Annotated in this window: 17 protein-coding genes; 12 read left to right on the top strand and 5 right to left on the bottom strand. The window is 63.2% G+C overall.

Annotation, left to right across the window (positions count from 1 at the left end; translation table 11 throughout):
* Positions 1-220: 220 nt before the first annotated feature.
* The 6 genes from ggt to Q8N40_RS21875 all read left to right on the top strand — a co-directional run bounded on the left by ggt (position 221) and on the right by Q8N40_RS21875 (position 5,953).
* Positions 221-1,807 carry a gamma-glutamyltransferase gene (ggt, locus tag Q8N40_RS21900; RefSeq protein WP_305713285.1) on the top strand — a complete coding sequence of 529 codons (1,587 nt, stop codon included), beginning with the start codon at positions 221-223 and terminating at the stop codon, positions 1,805-1,807.
* A 111-nt stretch (positions 1,808-1,918) separates the two neighbouring features.
* Positions 1,919-2,128: a hypothetical protein gene (locus Q8N40_RS21895; RefSeq protein WP_305713284.1), complete on the top strand. Its 210-nt coding sequence runs from the start codon at positions 1,919-1,921 to the stop codon at positions 2,126-2,128.
* A 139-nt stretch (positions 2,129-2,267) separates the two neighbouring features.
* The gene (locus Q8N40_RS21890; protein ID WP_305713283.1) at positions 2,268-3,524 is read left to right on the top strand and encodes an FAD-binding oxidoreductase; all 1,257 of its coding nucleotides are present in this window, start codon (positions 2,268-2,270) and stop codon (positions 3,522-3,524) included.
* A 441-nt stretch (positions 3,525-3,965) separates the two neighbouring features.
* Positions 3,966-4,811 (top strand): hypothetical protein, encoded by an 846-nt coding sequence (locus Q8N40_RS21885; RefSeq protein ID WP_305713282.1) that lies wholly within the window; start codon positions 3,966-3,968, stop codon positions 4,809-4,811.
* A gap of 173 nt (positions 4,812-4,984) precedes the next feature.
* Positions 4,985-5,461 (top strand): low affinity iron permease family protein, encoded by a 477-nt coding sequence (locus tag Q8N40_RS21880; RefSeq protein ID WP_305713281.1) that lies wholly within the window; start codon positions 4,985-4,987, stop codon positions 5,459-5,461.
* Positions 5,462-5,497: 36 nt separating this feature from the next.
* Positions 5,498-5,953 (top strand): FKBP-type peptidyl-prolyl cis-trans isomerase, encoded by a 456-nt coding sequence (locus Q8N40_RS21875; RefSeq protein ID WP_305320114.1) that lies wholly within the window; start codon positions 5,498-5,500, stop codon positions 5,951-5,953.
* Positions 5,954-6,022: 69 nt separating this feature from the next.
* Here the strand turns inward: Q8N40_RS21875 and Q8N40_RS21870 are convergent, their stop codons facing one another.
* Positions 6,023-6,238, bottom strand: a complete 216-nt coding sequence (locus tag Q8N40_RS21870; protein ID WP_305320115.1) for a CsbD family protein — start codon at positions 6,236-6,238, stop codon at positions 6,023-6,025.
* A gap of 133 nt (positions 6,239-6,371) precedes the next feature.
* On the opposite strand from Q8N40_RS21870, the gene Q8N40_RS21865 reads away from it, so the two are divergent.
* Entirely contained in the window at positions 6,372-6,893 is a 522-nt protein-coding gene (locus Q8N40_RS21865; RefSeq protein WP_305320116.1) for a cupin domain-containing protein, read from the top strand.
* A 91-nt stretch (positions 6,894-6,984) separates the two neighbouring features.
* Entirely contained in the window at positions 6,985-7,284 is a 300-nt protein-coding gene (locus Q8N40_RS21860; RefSeq protein ID WP_305320117.1) for a DUF1488 family protein, read from the top strand.
* Between the two features lie 221 nt (positions 7,285-7,505).
* Here Q8N40_RS21860 and Q8N40_RS21855 read toward each other — a convergent pair whose 3' ends face one another.
* Positions 7,506-8,591 carry a hypothetical protein gene (locus Q8N40_RS21855; protein ID WP_305713280.1) on the bottom strand — a complete coding sequence of 362 codons (1,086 nt, stop codon included), beginning with the start codon at positions 8,589-8,591 and terminating at the stop codon, positions 7,506-7,508.
* 2 nt (positions 8,592-8,593) lie between these two features.
* Positions 8,594-9,313, bottom strand: coding sequence for a FecR domain-containing protein (locus Q8N40_RS21850; protein WP_305322899.1), 720 nt, complete (start codon positions 9,311-9,313; stop codon positions 8,594-8,596).
* Between the two features lie 184 nt (positions 9,314-9,497).
* Here Q8N40_RS21850 and Q8N40_RS21845 point away from each other — a divergent pair, with 184 nt between their 5' ends.
* Entirely contained in the window at positions 9,498-10,799 is a 1,302-nt protein-coding gene (locus tag Q8N40_RS21845) for a phospholipid carrier-dependent glycosyltransferase (RefSeq protein WP_305713279.1), read from the top strand.
* Positions 10,800-10,971: 172 nt separating this feature from the next.
* Entirely contained in the window at positions 10,972-12,570 is a 1,599-nt protein-coding gene (locus Q8N40_RS21840; RefSeq protein WP_305322895.1) for a response regulator, read from the top strand.
* A gap of 54 nt (positions 12,571-12,624) precedes the next feature.
* Here the strand turns inward: Q8N40_RS21840 and Q8N40_RS21835 are convergent, their stop codons facing one another.
* Entirely contained in the window at positions 12,625-13,266 is a 642-nt protein-coding gene (locus tag Q8N40_RS21835) for an OmpA family protein (RefSeq protein WP_305322894.1), read from the bottom strand.
* A gap of 390 nt (positions 13,267-13,656) precedes the next feature.
* Here Q8N40_RS21835 and Q8N40_RS21830 point away from each other — a divergent pair, with 390 nt between their 5' ends.
* Positions 13,657-13,887, top strand: coding sequence for a hypothetical protein (locus tag Q8N40_RS21830; protein WP_305713278.1), 231 nt, complete (start codon positions 13,657-13,659; stop codon positions 13,885-13,887).
* 72 nt (positions 13,888-13,959) lie between these two features.
* Entirely contained in the window at positions 13,960-15,126 is a 1,167-nt protein-coding gene (locus Q8N40_RS21825; protein WP_305713277.1) for a winged helix-turn-helix domain-containing protein, read from the top strand.
* A 22-nt stretch (positions 15,127-15,148) separates the two neighbouring features.
* Here the strand turns inward: Q8N40_RS21825 and Q8N40_RS21820 are convergent.
* Positions 15,149-15,904, bottom strand: a 756-nt coding sequence (locus Q8N40_RS21820; protein WP_305713276.1) for a sensor histidine kinase KdpD, incomplete at its 5' end; no start/stop codon positions are given.

Genomic DNA, 15,904 nt, shown 5'->3' with positions numbered 1-15,904 from the left:
GCGGCGCCGGTTAACGACTTGGCGGGGGTTTATCAGGGGGGCGGGGGGGGGGAACGGCAGCAAAACCCCCCGTCGTCCCTGCGAACGTGTTCGCTGGGACGACAGCGGGCCCGCCTCATGCATCCCTGAGCATTCCCATGGCGGCCTGAATATGCCAAGGAAACCTCAGGTAAATCCGCGCCCGAAACCACGATAAAAATCGCAAAAGTGAGCAATTGGCATGAGGAATTTCCATCTCGCCGGCCGGTCCACGGTCCACGCCCAGAACGGAATGGTGGCGACGTCGCATCCGCTGGCCGCACTCGCCGCGATCGACGTGCTGCAAGCCGGCGGCACCGCTGCCGATGCTGCGGTTTCGGCCTGCGCGCTGCTCGGGGTGATCGAGCCGCAATCGACCGGGATCGGCGGCGACTGCTTTGCACTGCTGCAGTCCAGGGGCGAGGGCAAGATCGTGGCCTATAACGGCTCGGGCCGCGCGCCACAGGCGGCAACGCCGGAATGGTATCTCGAACGCAACATCAAATCGATCCCGCTGACCTCGGCGCACGCCGTCTCGATTCCGGGCTCGGTCGATGCATGGTCCACCATCCTGCGCGATCACGGCAAGCTCGGCTTCGATACCCTGCTGCAGCCCGCGATCAAGGCCGCGGAGGGGGGCTATGTCGTCTCGCCGCGTATCGCCTTTGACTGGAACAACCAGTTCGACAAGCTCAAGAAGGGCACCAACACCGAGCGCTATCTGCTGCCGAACGGCAAGCCGGCGGTGGCCGGCGACGTGATCCATCAGCCCGAGCTCGGCAAGACGCTGCGCGCGATCGCCAAGGACGGCCGCGACGCGTTCTACAAGGGCGCCATCGCCGAGGACATGGTCGAGACCCTGCGCGGCATCGGCGGGCTGCACACGCTGGACGATTTTGAGGCGCACACCACCGAAACCACCTCGCCGATCGGCACCTTGTACAAGGGCCATGATGTCTGGCAGTGCCCGCCGAATGGCCCCGGGATCACCATGCTGGTGATGCTGAACATCCTGTCACGCTTCGATCTGACGAAATTCAAACCCATGAGCGTCGAGCGCTTTCATCTCGAAGCCGAGGCGGCGCGGGTCGCGTATTTAATGCGCGAGCAGTATGTCGGCGATCCCGCCCAGGTCAATGTCGATGTGACGCGGATCCTGACCCCGGAATTCGTCGACGAGTATGTCGGCAAGATCCGGATGGACGGCATGCTCGATCTGCCCGTGGTGACGCCACCGATCAATCCCTCGACGGTCTACATCACGGTGGTGGACAAGGATCGCAACGTTTGTTCGTTCATCAATTCGGTCGCGCATTCCTTCGGGGCGGCGATCGTTTCCAACAAGACCGGCGTGCTGTTGCAGAACCGCGCCGGCGGCTTCCGCATCGAGCCCGGCCATCCCAATTGCATTGCGCCCGGCAGGCGGCCGCTGCACACCATCATTCCGAGCCTCGTCACCAGGAATGGCCGCGCCGTGATGCCGTTCGGCGTGATGGGCGGGCAGTACCAGCCGGTCGGACAGAGCCATGTGCTGACCAACATGCTCGACTATGGCTGCGACGTGCAGGAAGCCATCGATATGCCGCGCGGCCTGCATTACGAGGGCGTCTATCAGCTCGAGGACGGCGTTCCCGCTGATATCGTCGAGGGCCTGAAGAAGATCGGGCACAAGACCACCAGCGTGGTCGGACCGCTCGGCGGCGGCCAGGCGATCTGGATCGACTGGGACAAGGGCACGCTGACCGGCGGCTCCGACCCGCGCAAGGACGGCTGCGCGCTCGGCTATTGAGTGATCCGGTTCCCGGGGCGAGATCGCTCGCCACCGGGAGCCTGTGCGCTAGCCAGCTAGATGACGGAACGGGCTCCATTTTCGGGCATTGCCTCCCACAGGAGACAGCCAATGCCCATTTTTCATTTTGATATTGCCGACGGCGTGCGGCTCGAGGATCCGGTCGGACTCGATTGCGCCAATGAAAGCGATGCCAGGAAGACCGCCGATCTGATCGCCCGGCAGATCGCGATTGATCTCGATGATGGCGACCGTGGCCGCTCCGTCGTGGTGATCGACGAAGACGGTTCGGAAATCTACATGACACCGGTCAAGACCTGAGCTTTACCGCGTCAGTGGTAGCCGCTTGATCCCAGCGACATCGGAACCAGAGTTCGTCGATCGGGTTAAGCCGATGCGGGTGCCGCCATCTTGCCCCGGTCCCCGGCACTCCTGCATTGCAGTCCGTCGCTCCCCATTCTTGAGGTCCGTTATCAGCGTTCTCGATACAGACGACACCGAACAGGCCGACCTTCGCGGCGGCCGCTCGCCGTGGTTTGCCGCGGGCAAGCTTCCCCTTCGCCTCGACGTGGGTGAGAACCTGAAGTGCGATGCACTGATCGTGGGCGGCGGCATCACCGGATCGCTGGTCGCCGAGCGCCTGACGCGCCAGGGGCTCGACGTCGTCATCGTCGACCGCGAGCTTCCGGGGCGCGGCAGCACCGCCGCCTCGACCTCGATGCTGCTGTGGGAAATCGATCGCTCGCTGGCGCAACTGGCGGAAATCTACGGTTTTGAGCGGGCGTCGCGGGCCTATCTGGCGAGCCTGCACGCGGTCGCCCGGCTGAAATCGCTGGTCCTGCAACTCGGCGTCCCCTGCGAGATGCGAGACAAGAATTCGCTGCTGCTGGCGGCCGGCGACACCGGCAGGCAACTGCGCGAAGAGCATGATCTGCGGGCACGTGCCGGGCTGCCCGGCGACTTCCTCGATCATGCAATGCTGCTCGAATTGTTCGGCATCGCCCGGGCCGGCGCGATCGTGTCGCCGGGCTCGGCGGATGCCGACCCGATGCAACTGGCGCGCGGACTGCTCGCAGTCGCCATCGGACGCGGCGCCAGGATATTCGAGGCCGAGGCCGTGCAGTTCGATGCCGCGGCACGGTCGGTCGGCGTCCTCCTGAAGAACGGCCGCGAGATCGAGGCGCGGTCGGTGATCCTCGCCACCGGCTATGTGATGCCCGATATCGTACACTCCACGGTTCACGCGGTGTCATCGAGCTGGGCGATCGCGACCACGCCGCAGCCGCAGAACATCTGGAGAGACGGCGCGCTGATCTGGGAAGACAGCAAGGATTATCTCTATGCGCGTTCGACATCCGCTGGTCGCATCATCATCGGCGGCGAAGATAGCGAGGAAGTGGTCGAGCCCGACGCGCGCGATGCGCTGATCCCGGAGAAGTCGCGATTGCTCACCCGGAAGCTCGCCGCGCTTTGGCCGGCCGCCAGGCTGGACATCGAGTTTAGCTGGTCCGGCACGTTCGACACCACTAGCGACGGGCTGCCGTTGATCGGTCCGGTACCGAACGCAAAGGGCGTCTACGCCGCCTATGGTTATGGCGGCAACGGCATCACCTTCAGTTTTCTCGCCGCACAGTTGATCGGCGATCTGATCGCGGGGGCGACCTCGCCGCTGCTGGGCGATTTCGCGCTGGATCGGGATGGCGCATCAGCCAATTGATTACGCAACGATGCGGGAACCCTCGAAATCCTTGCGAGTTATTCGTGCAGTCCAACACAAGGAGGCTGACATGGGTTTCGGTAAAGGCGCGCTGCTCTGGCTGATCGGAATTCCGATTCCGATCATTCTGCTGCTTGCATTGTTCATGAATCGCTAGGTCCGTTGTCGGAGCCTGCCTGTGGCTAAGCGCTGCGGCCGGGCTCCGATGCGACTGGCTGACAGATTCTTGCGTATGATTCAGAACATCATCGAGGTGCGTGCTCGCCTGCACGTCCTGCGATATGCGTTCCGAGTTATTGCGAACACAATGTCCGGTGGACGACGTGAAGGATTCGTCGCGCTGCTGGAACCGCACCGCTCGCGAATTCTTTCCCGGAACAAACATTGCCGTTGCTCATTGATGCGGCATTGAATTGAATTTTCGCAAGCTGGGAGCGCACGATGATCGATACCGTAATTGTCCAACCGGGGACCGAAACCGGTGAACCCTCCGTCGCCGGCGTATCATGGCCCGCAGTCGCCGCCGGCGCTGTGGTGAGCTGCGCGGTGACCCTCGTTCTGCTCGCCTTCGGCGCCGGGCTCGGATTGTCCGTGGTGTCGCCGTGGGCCGGCGCGGGAGTGTCAGCCACCACCTTCAAGATCGGCACCGGTCTTTATCTCCTCGTCATCGCCATGATCGCTTCGTCACTCGGCGGTTACATCGCCGGCCGGCTGCGGTCGCGATGGATCGGCGTTCACAGCGACGAGGTCTACTTTCGCGACACCGCGCATGGCTTCGTCGCTTGGGCGTTCGCTTCGGTGCTAGGCGCTGTGCTGCTGGCAACGCCGGCGACCAGCGTGCTCAGCGGCGCCGTAACGGGCGCTTCGCAGGGTGCAGCGACCGCTGCAAGCCAAGCCGGTCCGATGGACGGCTATGTCGACACGTTGTTCCGTTCCGACGCGCCGGCTGCTCCGAACGCCACCAACCCGCAGGATTCACGCGCCGAGATGGTGCGGCTGTTCACCGGCAGCTTCCGCAGCGGCGGCGATCTGAAGCCTGCCGATCGGCAGTATGTCGCCAAGGTCGTTGCGGCGCGCACCGGGCTCAGCCAGGCCGATGCCGAAAAGCGCGTCAATGAAGTCGTGACCCAGGCCAAGACCGATATTGATGCCGCCCGCAAGGCCGCCATGCAGCTCGCTTTCTGGCTGACGGCCTCGCTGCTGCTCGGCGCCTTCTGCGCCAGCCTCGCCGCCACCGAAGGCGGAGGCCTTCGCGACGGCACCTGGGGCCGCAAGGTCCGCCGCTGATTTCAACCAGGAAAGGAAAACCCCATGCCCATTCTGCTTTGGCTGCTCGGAATCCCGATTCCGCTCATCATCCTGATCTTGCTGCTGCGATAAGTCGTCGGATCAAGACGTGAAAATCCCCCGCGTTCGCGCGGGGAAATTTTTTGTCAGCGTCAGGATGAAGTAACCCGAACATGACCGAACCGCTCAAACACTGGACCACCCATGTCGGGCAGGCGGCGGGACATCCCGCCGCCTTCCTTGGCGTTGCGGCCTATGGCGCATTATGGCTGACGTTCGCTCGTGACAGCTTTGGTTGGGGGGCCTTCGGAACGCTGGCGATCTTCATGATGACGCTGTTCATCCAGCGCACCAACCGGCGCGACGATCTGGCCTTGCATGCCGAGCTCGATGAACTCCTGCGCATCGATAACGCCGCACGGTCGGAGTTGACGCATATCGATGAGCAGGAGCCCGAAGAAATCGAGCAGCACCGTGATGAAGAGGTGCGCAAGTCCGACGCCCGATCAGATCGCATGTGGGTCGGCGAACTCACCGGTTCAGGTGTCGCGAGCGGCCTGGTTTTCCCAATCGGCTATGCCCGGGCTAGACTTCCAACCCGGCGTTTTTGCAGCTCGCATGGGCTGGAAACGGCCGGGGCGTTGCGCTAGACACGGTGCGATTTGCACGGGAAGGATATCACGGGAATGCGACGTTTACAGCGCGCGACATTATCGATCGTCTCGGCCTTTGCCCTGGCAATTGCCGCAACAGCCTGTCCAACCATAGCAGCGGCCCAGACCGCAGGAAAAACCATGACCACAGCATCGGGATTGCAGATTTCGGACAGCACCGTCGGCACAGGCGCTTCGCCGAAGCCGGGCCAGATCTGCGTCATGCACTATACGGGCTGGCTGTACGAGAACGGCCAGAAGGGCAAGAAGTTCGACAGCTCAGTCGACCGCAACGAACCGTTCGAATTCACGATCGGGCAGCGCCAGGTCATCGGCGGCTGGGATGAAGGCGTCGCGACCATGAAGGTCGGCGGCAAGCGTACCCTGATCATTCCGCCCGCGTTGGGCTATGGCGCCCGCGGCGCCGGCGGCCTGATCCCGCCGAATGCGACGTTGATGTTTGACGTTGAGCTGCTGGCTGTGAAGTAGGCACATAAGGGATGACGTAAAAAAAGCCGGCCCCTCAGGACCGGCTTTCTCGCAATCAACTTGCGTCGATCAGAGGTTCTTGTTGGCCGCGGCGGCCGCCTTGTTGACGGCGTCCTTGGTGGCTTCCTTGGCCTCGCCGAGGGCCTGCTGGCCCTTGCCCTTGACTTCCTGGATCACACCTTCGCCCTGCAGCCTGTCCGAGCCGACGGCTTCGCCGATGCCCTGCTTGGCCTTACCAATGGCTTCGTTGGTGGCGCCTTTTACCTTGTCTGCGGTTGAACCCATGGGAATTCTCCTCTGGTACGGTTAAGCTTCATAAGGCTAATTCGCAAGTCAGCATGATGTTCCCTGTTCCTGGACTGGTTTGCGATCACGGTTTTATGTAGTTTGACGTCATGTAATTGTCGGAAGCAGCACGATGACAGGCCACCACGACCATACCCATTCGGATCATTCGCACGATCACGGCGACGCCGAGCGCTGGAAGCACGACGGCGTTCGCGTCATTCCCGGCGATCAGCTCGATCCCAACGTGCCGTCGACCGCAGGCATGGATCGCAAGGCCGCGATCAACTTCGCGCGGGTCGGCGCCCAGAAATTGTGGGCCGGCACCGTCACCATCAAGCCGGACGCCAAGACCGGCGCGCATCATCATGGCCATCTCGAAAGCATCATCTTTGTCGTCAAGGGCAAGGCCCGGATGCGCTGGGGCGAAAAGCTTCAGTTCACCGCCGAAGCGGGACCCGGTGATTTCATCTTCATTCCGCCCTACGTGCCGCATCAGGAAATCAACGCCAGCCCGGACGAGGTGCTGGAATGCGTGCTGGTGCGCAGCGACGGACAGGCGGTTGCGATCAATCTCGACATCGAGCCGGTGGAAAAGCCTGAGACGGTGCTGTGGATCGATCCGGTACACCGGGATCCCGCCGAGGCGAAATGACGAAGGCATTTCCAGCGCAAGCGCATCGCGCTTGCCGCCTGGCTTGGCATCTTCGCGCCCCGGAATATCCGGGGGTGACAGGGAAACTTCGATGCCGCTGACGCGTGGTCGCATTGTGGGATATGACGACGAGCGCCTGGCGTTCGGGTTCACCATGCTGGACGGCGGCGAGACGGTCGACTGCCAGATCAGCGATGCCGCGATGGACGAACTGGCGGGCGTGCGGGGCTCGCCCAGCACGGCGAGGCAGGGCCAGTTTCTCGAGTATCGCGACGCCATCGAGAAAATTGCGTCCAGGCTGTTCGACGATGTCAGGCCCGTGAAAGGCGCCGTGGTGCGGATTTTCACCAAGCATATCCCGGCCCGCCGAAGCACGGCCACCGGTTCCTGACCGCAACTCCTCGCAGGATCGCTGCGGCGTGTCGTGGCAGATCATTCCGGCCGCGTTGACGAAGTACATCCGGCGGTTCAGGTGCCGCCGGCGCCCCGTGCGCGCTGCAGGCCATGCCGGGAATGGTCGAACTCGATATCGAACGCTTGCGTAGGGCTTACGGGGGCGAGGCGGCGGCCTGACCTTCGTTTACCTCTCTCCGGGGAGAGAGTTCGGCCATTTCAGTACGTGATCCGCAGCCCGACGCCGCCGTGCAGGGTGTTGCCGACCGGCTGCGGGCCGGCGGTGCCGTTGAGGAAGAGGTCGGCGATCCAGCCCTTGCTGATGCGGTAGCCGACCCGGCCGCCATATTCGAACCAGCTCTGGTTGCCGATGGTCGGCACCACGGTGCCCTCGCCGGTGACGGTGGCGACGATGCCGGAGCGGGTTGCGAAGGATTGCACGAAGCCGCCGTTGATATTGGTCTCGATGTTGTCGCCCCACAGATGGGTCCACTGGGCGCCGATCTTGACGAGGTTGGTCTTGTCGGTGCCGGTGGCGATGTTCGCGTCAAACGGATTGAACGCACCGGCCGGATCGCTGTAGCCCTTGACCCGCTGCCACATCTGCCAGACCTCGACCGAGGCCGCGACCTCGTCGCGCGGCGACAGCCGGCTGATCCAGCCGGCGCGGCCATAGACGCCGTAATTCTCGCTCGTGGTTTCGCTGTCGAGTGATACCGGGCCGAGGCTGGTCTGGTAGCTGCGGCGGTAGCGCACTTTCTGGAACGGCGACAAGATGGCGCCGATGTCGAAGAACGGCCGCGAAGAACCCCAATCGGTAAAATCGTAACGCAGCGCGAAGGCGCCGATCGGCGCGCTGGTGACGTTGTAGCCGCCTTCGTTGTATTGCGCATAGGCGATGCCCGCCAGCAGCGCCAGGTTGGACGTCAGGTTCTTGCGCCCGTGAATGCCGGCCGAGAACGATCCCGCGGAGCCGAACGCGCTGAAGCAATCGCCGCAATTGACCTGCTCGTTGACGCCGAGCAGCACCGTGCCGAGCACGCGGTTGGTGATCATCTGGTTGAAGCGTTGCCTGGCGAGGTCCTTGACCGAGTCTGCGCTGGAGCCAGAACCGAGCGGCGTGGGCGTCGCAGTTGGTGTCGGACTCGGGGTCGGCGTCGGCGTCGGGGTTGGCGTAGGCGTGGGCGTCGGCGTCGGTGTCGAACTTTGCGCCGCTACGGGAGTGGTCAGCGCCGGAATCTGCACCAGCGAAATCGCCGCGGCAAGCGCGGCCGAGACGAAAGAGCTGCGGATGAATTTTGCCATCGTCAGCGCCCGCACAGCATGCCGGTGGGGTCGCTGCCGTCATCGACAGGCGGCGTAACGGTCGGCGTCGCGTCGGCATATTGGGTGGTGTTGCAGAGTCCGGCCGCGGCGCCACAGGCGAAGGTCCAGGGCGGCGTGCTGAACTTCTGGATAGTGTATTTGCCGCCGGCGAAGGTGATGATGGCGGTATCGCCGGGTTTGGTCAGATCGATGCACTGAAAGGTAAGGGTGCAGACCCGCGAGGCGCCATTGTCCCGCAGCACCACGGTGGTCTTGCCGCGCTGGGACAGGATGTCGAGGATGGTGCCGCGCACGCCGATGGTCGCGACCTGGGTCTGGATCTTGTACGCGGCCTTGTCCGAATTGCCGGTGACGAAGCGGAACGCGCCGGTGGTCAACTTGATCGAGATGTCGCGGTAGCTGTTCGCGTCATCGAACACGGTGCGGTCGAGCCTCAGCGTGGAATTGGGGCCGAGTGACAAATTGGTGCTGTCGGCCATCACCAGCCGCGTCGCGCTGTCGGCGCCGGTGCGCACGGTTTCGTCGCGCACCACGCTGTCGCCGACATTGATCGGAGTGGTCCCCGATGCCATGACGCGGACGACTTCGTTCTTGACGACGGCGGCTTCGCCGATGCGCGTTTGCGCGCGAGCCGTTCCTGCCGCCAGCGCGGCTGCCAGAGAAAACGCGGAAACAAGGAAAATGCAGTGACGCCAATTCATTTCATGACCGATCGATTTATCCCGCATCGTACCGGATCGCGCGCGCATGCGATGTTGTAAAAATATCACAAGCAGCGGCATATGACCTCGATGGTTAGTGACGGCGAAAACGAATTGCGTTCAATGCGATGGACTTAGAAATGCGGCCCGCTCACACTCGACATCTCTGTGAGGCCATGAATCCGTGAGTTCTGTGCGCGAATCACCTTCTGTTCCCAATTTCGCCGTACGGAGTGCTGTGATCGCCGCTGTCATTTTCATTGTCGCGCATCTCGCGCTGCTGGTCGGCATCACCACGCCGGAAAAATTCTACTTCGATGAAGTGCATTATGTGCCGGCGGCGCGGCAAATGCTCGAGCCCGTGATGCCGAGCCCGATGCTCAACCCGATGCATCCGCCGCTGGCCAAGCAGCTGATCGCTGTGTCGATCCGCATTTTCGGCGACGAGCCGCTGGGCTGGCGCTACCCGGGCGTGCTGTTCGGGGCGCTGGCCATCGTCGCGATGTATCTTTGCGGCCTCGCGCTGTTTGCGGCGCAAGGCCCCGCGATCGCGACGGCCCTGCTCGCCTTCTTCAACCAGATGGTGTTCGTGCAATCGCGGATCGCGATGCTGGATATTTTTTCGCTGACGTTCGGCCTGTTGGGGATCGCGGCGTTCATGCACGGCTTTCGCCAGGCGCGGCCGCATGTCTGGTTCGCATTGGCCGGTCTGGCGTTCGGACTGTCGGCCGCGTGTAAATGGAGCGGGCTGTTTGCACTCGCCGTTTGCATCGTGATCATCGTCGTGATCCGCCTGATGCAAGGCTGGCGCACGCAGTTTGCCGACGGCAATGCAGGCGACTGGTACCGGCCCGGCCTGTGGCCCGATTTCAGGTTCTATCACTTCGCCGCCTGCTTCGTGCTGATTCCGGCGGTCGCCTATCTCGCGACCTTCGTGCCGGTCTACGGCTTCTCGCTTCCCGACCTGTTCGAGGCCCAGCGCAGGATTTTCAGCGACAACACCACGACTGCGATTGCGGGCCACACCTATATGAGTTCGTGGCCGTCCTGGCCGTTTCTGGTGCGGCCGGTCTGGTATCTGTTCGACAAGGTCGCCGACGACCGGATTGCGGCGGTGGTGTTCCTCGGCAATCCTGTGGTGCTGTGGGCGGCGCTGCCGGCGCTGGCGGTATGCCTGCGCGACTGGATCGTGACGCGCCGGGCCGACACGTTCCTGATCCTGTCGTTCTACGCCGGGCTCTATCTGGCCTGGGCGCTGCTGCCGCGGACGCTCGGCTTCATCTATTACTATTTGCCGGCCGCTACCCTGGCCAGCCTGGCGCTGGTCTATGTGCTGCGGCGGGGCAACAGCCCGCGCTGGCTGTTATGGGCCTTTGTTGCGGTGGCCGGCGCGGGCTTCGTCGCGATGCTGCCGATCACGGTGGCGTTTGTCGGAACATCGATGGAGACGTTTGTCCGGCTGATGCTGTTCCAGAGCTGGATCTAGCTGGAATCCGGAGCCTCGAAAGCATGGTTGCGACTTGCCGGCATTTTCGGCGATAACGCAACTACCGCCAGTTCATCTCCGCGTCCTGCCGGGTTGACGAGAGCAATGATGCTGTTCATTTTGGATTTACAGGCGATTCATTTCATCACGTTTCAACCTGGAACCGACCATTATGTGGAATTATTTTGAGCGCCTGCTCGACTCCTCGATGTTCGCTCCGCATGGAATTTGCCTGCTGTGGGAACCCCAGCTGATATGGCTCCATGTGGTCTCCGACGCCGTAATCGCTGTGGCCTATTTTTCGATTCCGGTCGCGCTCGCCATTTTTGTCGCGAAGCGGCGTGACGTTGAGTTTGGCTGGATCTTCTGGGCGTTCGCACTCTTCATTCTGGCTTGCGGCTTCACCCATGTGCTCTCGATCGTAACGCTGTGGATGCCGATCTATGGCATCGAGGGCATCGTCAAGGCGGTGACGGCCGTGATCTCACTGCTTACCGCGGTGATCCTGTGGCCGCTCTTGCCGAAATTTCTGGCGATCCCGTCGCCGGCCCAGCTTCGTGCGACCGAAGCGGCTCTTGCCCAGGAGGGCCTGCATCGGCGCGAGGCCGAAGAGATGCTGCGGCAGTCGCAGAAGATGGAGGCGATCGGGCAACTGACCGGCGGCGTCGCGCACGATTTCAATAACCTGCTGACGATCATCAGCGGCAATCTAGAAATCGCGGATCGTAGCCTGCAGTCTTGGGGCGACACAACACGGGAACGGCTGAGGCGGGTGATCGGCAACGCCGCCAATGGCGCGCAGCGCGCGGCCCTGCTGACGCAACGGCTGCTCGCCTTTGCGCGTCGGCAACCGCTCGATCCGAAGCCGACCAACGTCAATATGCTGCTCGCGGGCATGTCGGATTTTTTCAGACGGACGCTGGGTGAGAATATCGATCTCGAATTCGTCGGCGGTGCCGGGCTCTGGCAGGTCGAGGTCGACCCCGGCCAGATGGAAGCCAGCATTCTCAATCTCGTAGTCAACGCCAAGGACGCCATGGCCGACAAGGGCAGGCTGACCATCGAAACCAGCAACGCCTTCATCGACGAAAGTTACGCGCAGCAGAATGCCGACATCCCGGTCGGCCAATACGTTCTGATCGCCGTCAGCGACACCGGCGACGGCATGTCGCGGGAAGTCCAGCAGAGAGCCTTCGATCCATTCTTTACCACCAAGCAGCCGGGCCAGGGCACCGGCCTCGGGTTGAGCCAGGTCTACGGCTTCGTCAAACAATCCGGAGGTCACGTCAAAATCTACAGCGAACTCGGCGAAGGCACGACGATCAAGATCTATTTGCCGCGTGCGCATGTGGTTGCCGAGGTCCCGAGGCAGAGCGATGCTCCCGTAGTAGGCAGCCGGGGAAGCGAAACCATCCTCGTGGTCGAGGACGAGGCGGATGTGAGGTCCTATCTGGTCGAAACCCTGCAGGATCTGAGATACCGGGTGCGCGAGGCTTCCGACGGCGCCGCCGCGCTCGCGCTGATCGATTCCGACCCGTTCCGGATCGACCTTCTGCTCACTGATATCGTGATGCCGGGTATGAACGGTCGCCAGCTCGCCGATGAACTGCGGCATCGCCAACCGAGCGTCAGGGTGCTGTTCATGACCGGCTATTCGCGCAACGCCATCGTGCATCAGGGCCGGCTCGATGCCGGCGTGTCGCTGCTGCAGAAGCCGCTGACCCAGGTCTTGCTGGCAACCAAGATCAGGGAGATTCTCGACGGACCGTAACTTGTGCGAATTCCGCCTGCCTTGGATCGGCAGGCGGATCGACAGCATCGACCGTTACTTCGAGGCGGTCTTGGTGTCCATGTTGACGACCTGAACGCGGCGGTTCACCGGATCGATCGGCGCGCTCGGATTTTTCGGCTTGGTCTCGCCGTAGCCGACGGTGACGAGATCGGCGCCGTCGATGCCGTATTTCTCGGTGAGGAAGCGCTTGATGGTATCGGCGCGGCGCTCCGACAGGTCCTGGTTGTAGGGCTCGCTGCCGACCGCATCGGTGTGCCCGGCGACGACGAAGGTCGAGCCCTTCAGGCTGGCATTCGAGAGCGCCTTGCCGAGTTCCTGCGCCGCCGCCATCGAGGCCTTGCTGATGTCGGCCGAGTTGTAGTCGAACTGGATCTCGAGATCGATCTTCGGCTTGGACGCCGCGAGTTCGGCGATTTCCTCGCGCTCGCCGAGCGAGAGCGACCGCGTCTTGCGGTTACGCAGGGAATCCACGAACTGGATCTGCTTGGCAGCGACGGCCGGATCGGTCTGCGGTCCCGCCGACAGTCCGCGGGTCAGCGGCTTCTTCGGCTGCAGCGCATTCAGGATCTGGTCGGCCGAAACCTTCTCGGCGGCAATGGCCAGGCCCGCCGTCATCGACAGCGCGGCACCGAGCGTGATCGCCGAAAGGGCGGAAAGTCTGTAAAAGCTGGTCATTGTCGTGTTCCTCGCTTGTGACGCCTGATGGCGCTTTGATGGTTGAACGATAGTCCGGGCCAACGGCCGTGAATGTGACGTTTCTCACACTGGTAAACGGACCATAAGCCCGGGTTCCTCCGTCCGTCGCTGCGTCCGGCGACCGCGTTCGATAGTGGCCCGCTTGAGGTGATCCAGATCACGATTGCAGGCCCGGGCGGTGACCTTAATACCGTCGCCGCTGCGCCGAGCTGCGAACAACAAATAGGCCAGATGGTCGACTAGAAGAATCATCCAGAGCAAACCGTAAACCAGCGACGCAGGAGCAGTGTGCTTCCATCAGCGAAAAGGCAATATGACTATCAGGGGTACCGCGCCGGGCGGCCGGATCAGACGGGCTCCACTGGTTCGATGCCGGTCCTGATCGGCGCCGCCATGATTGCGGCGTCGATTCTGCTGTCGACGCTGATCACGGCGCTGGGCTCCCGCTATGTGGGCATGGAGAGTCCCACCGAGGAAAGCGCCTGGCTGGTCGACCGCCTCACCGGCGATGTCTACCGCTGCGAGGCTTCGGCACGCGGCAGGGCGTCGTGCCAAGCCGAGATCGCGACCGGAACGATCGGCGATCCGCCGAAGCGGTGACCCCTTGAGCCGCGCCAGCGCGCCTTACCCTCGAATATCGCACGCGCGCGAATCCGGCTACATTGCCGCGCGATGCCCCGCACCATTCCCTCCCACCCCCTTGACAAGACCGAGGCGCGCCGGATCTGGCTGCGCGCCCAGCGGCTCGACGTATCCGCGCCGTTCGGCGAGGGGCCGCAGGCGACCGCCGCCGTAGTGGCGCATCTCGGCTATGTGCAGATCGACACCATCAATGTGATCGAGCGCTGCCACCATCATATTCTCTGGAACCGGATTCCCGAATACCGCCGCGCCGATCTGCGCCAGGCCCAGAGCACCGACAAGAGCGTGTTCGAATACTGGACCCATGCGCTGTCCTATGTGCCGTCGAAGGATCTGAGTTTCTTCCTCCCGGCGATGCGGCGCCACCAGCGCGAGGGCCACAAATGGCTCACCGCGGTCAAGCCGGCCGATCTGCGCAAGGTGCTGCGGCTGATCCGGCGCGACGGCGCGCTGACCATCCGCGACATCGACGACGACGTGCTGGTCGACAAGGAGCATTTGTGGGCCAGCCGCAAGCCCTCGAAGCGGGCGCTGCAGCTGTTGTTCTATACCGGCATGCTGACGGTCTCCGAACGCATCGGCATGCTGAAGACCTACGACCTGATGACGCGGCATTTCGGCTGGGACAGACCGCCGAAGCCGGCCTCGGTGGGTGACACCACCGCCTACCTGCTCGACCGCGCCTTGCGCGCGCAGGGGATCGTGAGCGTGGATTCGATCTGTCATCTCGATGCGCCGGGCAAGCCGGCGATCCGGCGGCTAATCGATGCAAGGGTCCGCCGCAACGAGCTGGTCCCGATCGCGCTCGAAGGCGCCGGCAAGCAGGAACATTGGGCCGCGCCCGCGACGCTGGACAGCGCGAGCGAGAGCGCGTCCGAGCAGGTCCACATCCTCTCGCCATTCGATCCCCTGATCATCCAGCGCAAGCGCACCGAACTGTTCTTCGACTACGGCCACCGCTTCGAGGCCTATGTGCCGAAGGAAAAGCGGGTGTTCGGCTATTTCGCGCTGCCGGTGCTGGTCGGCGACGACATCGTCGCAGCCCTCGACCTCAAGACCGACCGCAAGAGCCGCAAGCTGCTGGTGCAGAAATGGAGCTGGGTCGGCGCGGGAGCGGCCAGGGGCGCTCGCAAGGAGTTAAAGACGCGCATCGAGCAGGAACTGCATCGCTTCGAGCGGTTTCAACTGGCGGAGTGAGGGCGATCCGAAGGATCGGCCATCAGGATGCGACAGCATCGGCCACGGGGAACGTCAGCTCGAAGGCGGTGCCCTGGTCGGATTCGACGAGACGGACCGCGCCGCCATGGGCGTCGAGCATGGCACGCACGATGGCCAGCCCCATCCCGGTGCCGCCGCTGTCGCGCCTTGTGGTAAAAAAGCTGTCGAAGATCTGGGTCCGGTTGTTGGGCGAGACGCCTTCGCCATCGTCGCTGACGGTGACCTTGAGCCGATTGTCCTGCCGCACGGCAAAGACTTCCAGTTTTGAACTGCCGTGGCGCACGGCGTTGTCGGCCAGGTTGGAAAAAATGATCAGGACATTGTCCTCGGAGATCCGCATCGGCGTATCGAGGTCGCCGCCGGCGCGGATATCGAGCGCGGGGAAAGCCGAACGGAGGCCAGTAACTGCGGCCGACAGTTTGGCGGCCCCGAGCGCGACCGGGTTTTCCGCCCGGGCGAAATCGCGCAACCGCCCCGCGATCGTTCCCAGCCGGTCGGCGTCGGCAATGATGTTGTCGAGAAACTTGCGCCGGTCTCCGTCATCCATGTCGGGCGCGTCGACGTCCTCGCGCAGCAATTCCGCCGCACCCTTGATCGAGGTAAGCGGCGATTTCAATTCGTGCGAGACATGGGTGGCGAAGGTCGAGATGAAGCTGGAGCGCGTATTCAGCCGCCGCGCCATGTCCAGAAAACTCTGCGACAGCAGCGCGAATTCGCTGGTGCCGTGATGCCGCAGCGGACGCAGCGCGTCGCGGTC

It is taken from the genome of Bradyrhizobium sp. (genome assembly GCF_030693485.1).
Taxonomy (GTDB): domain Bacteria; phylum Pseudomonadota; class Alphaproteobacteria; order Rhizobiales; family Xanthobacteraceae; genus Bradyrhizobium.
The sequence above is the reverse complement of the archived record's forward strand: the minus strand, read 5'-3'. Positions and strand labels throughout refer to the sequence as shown.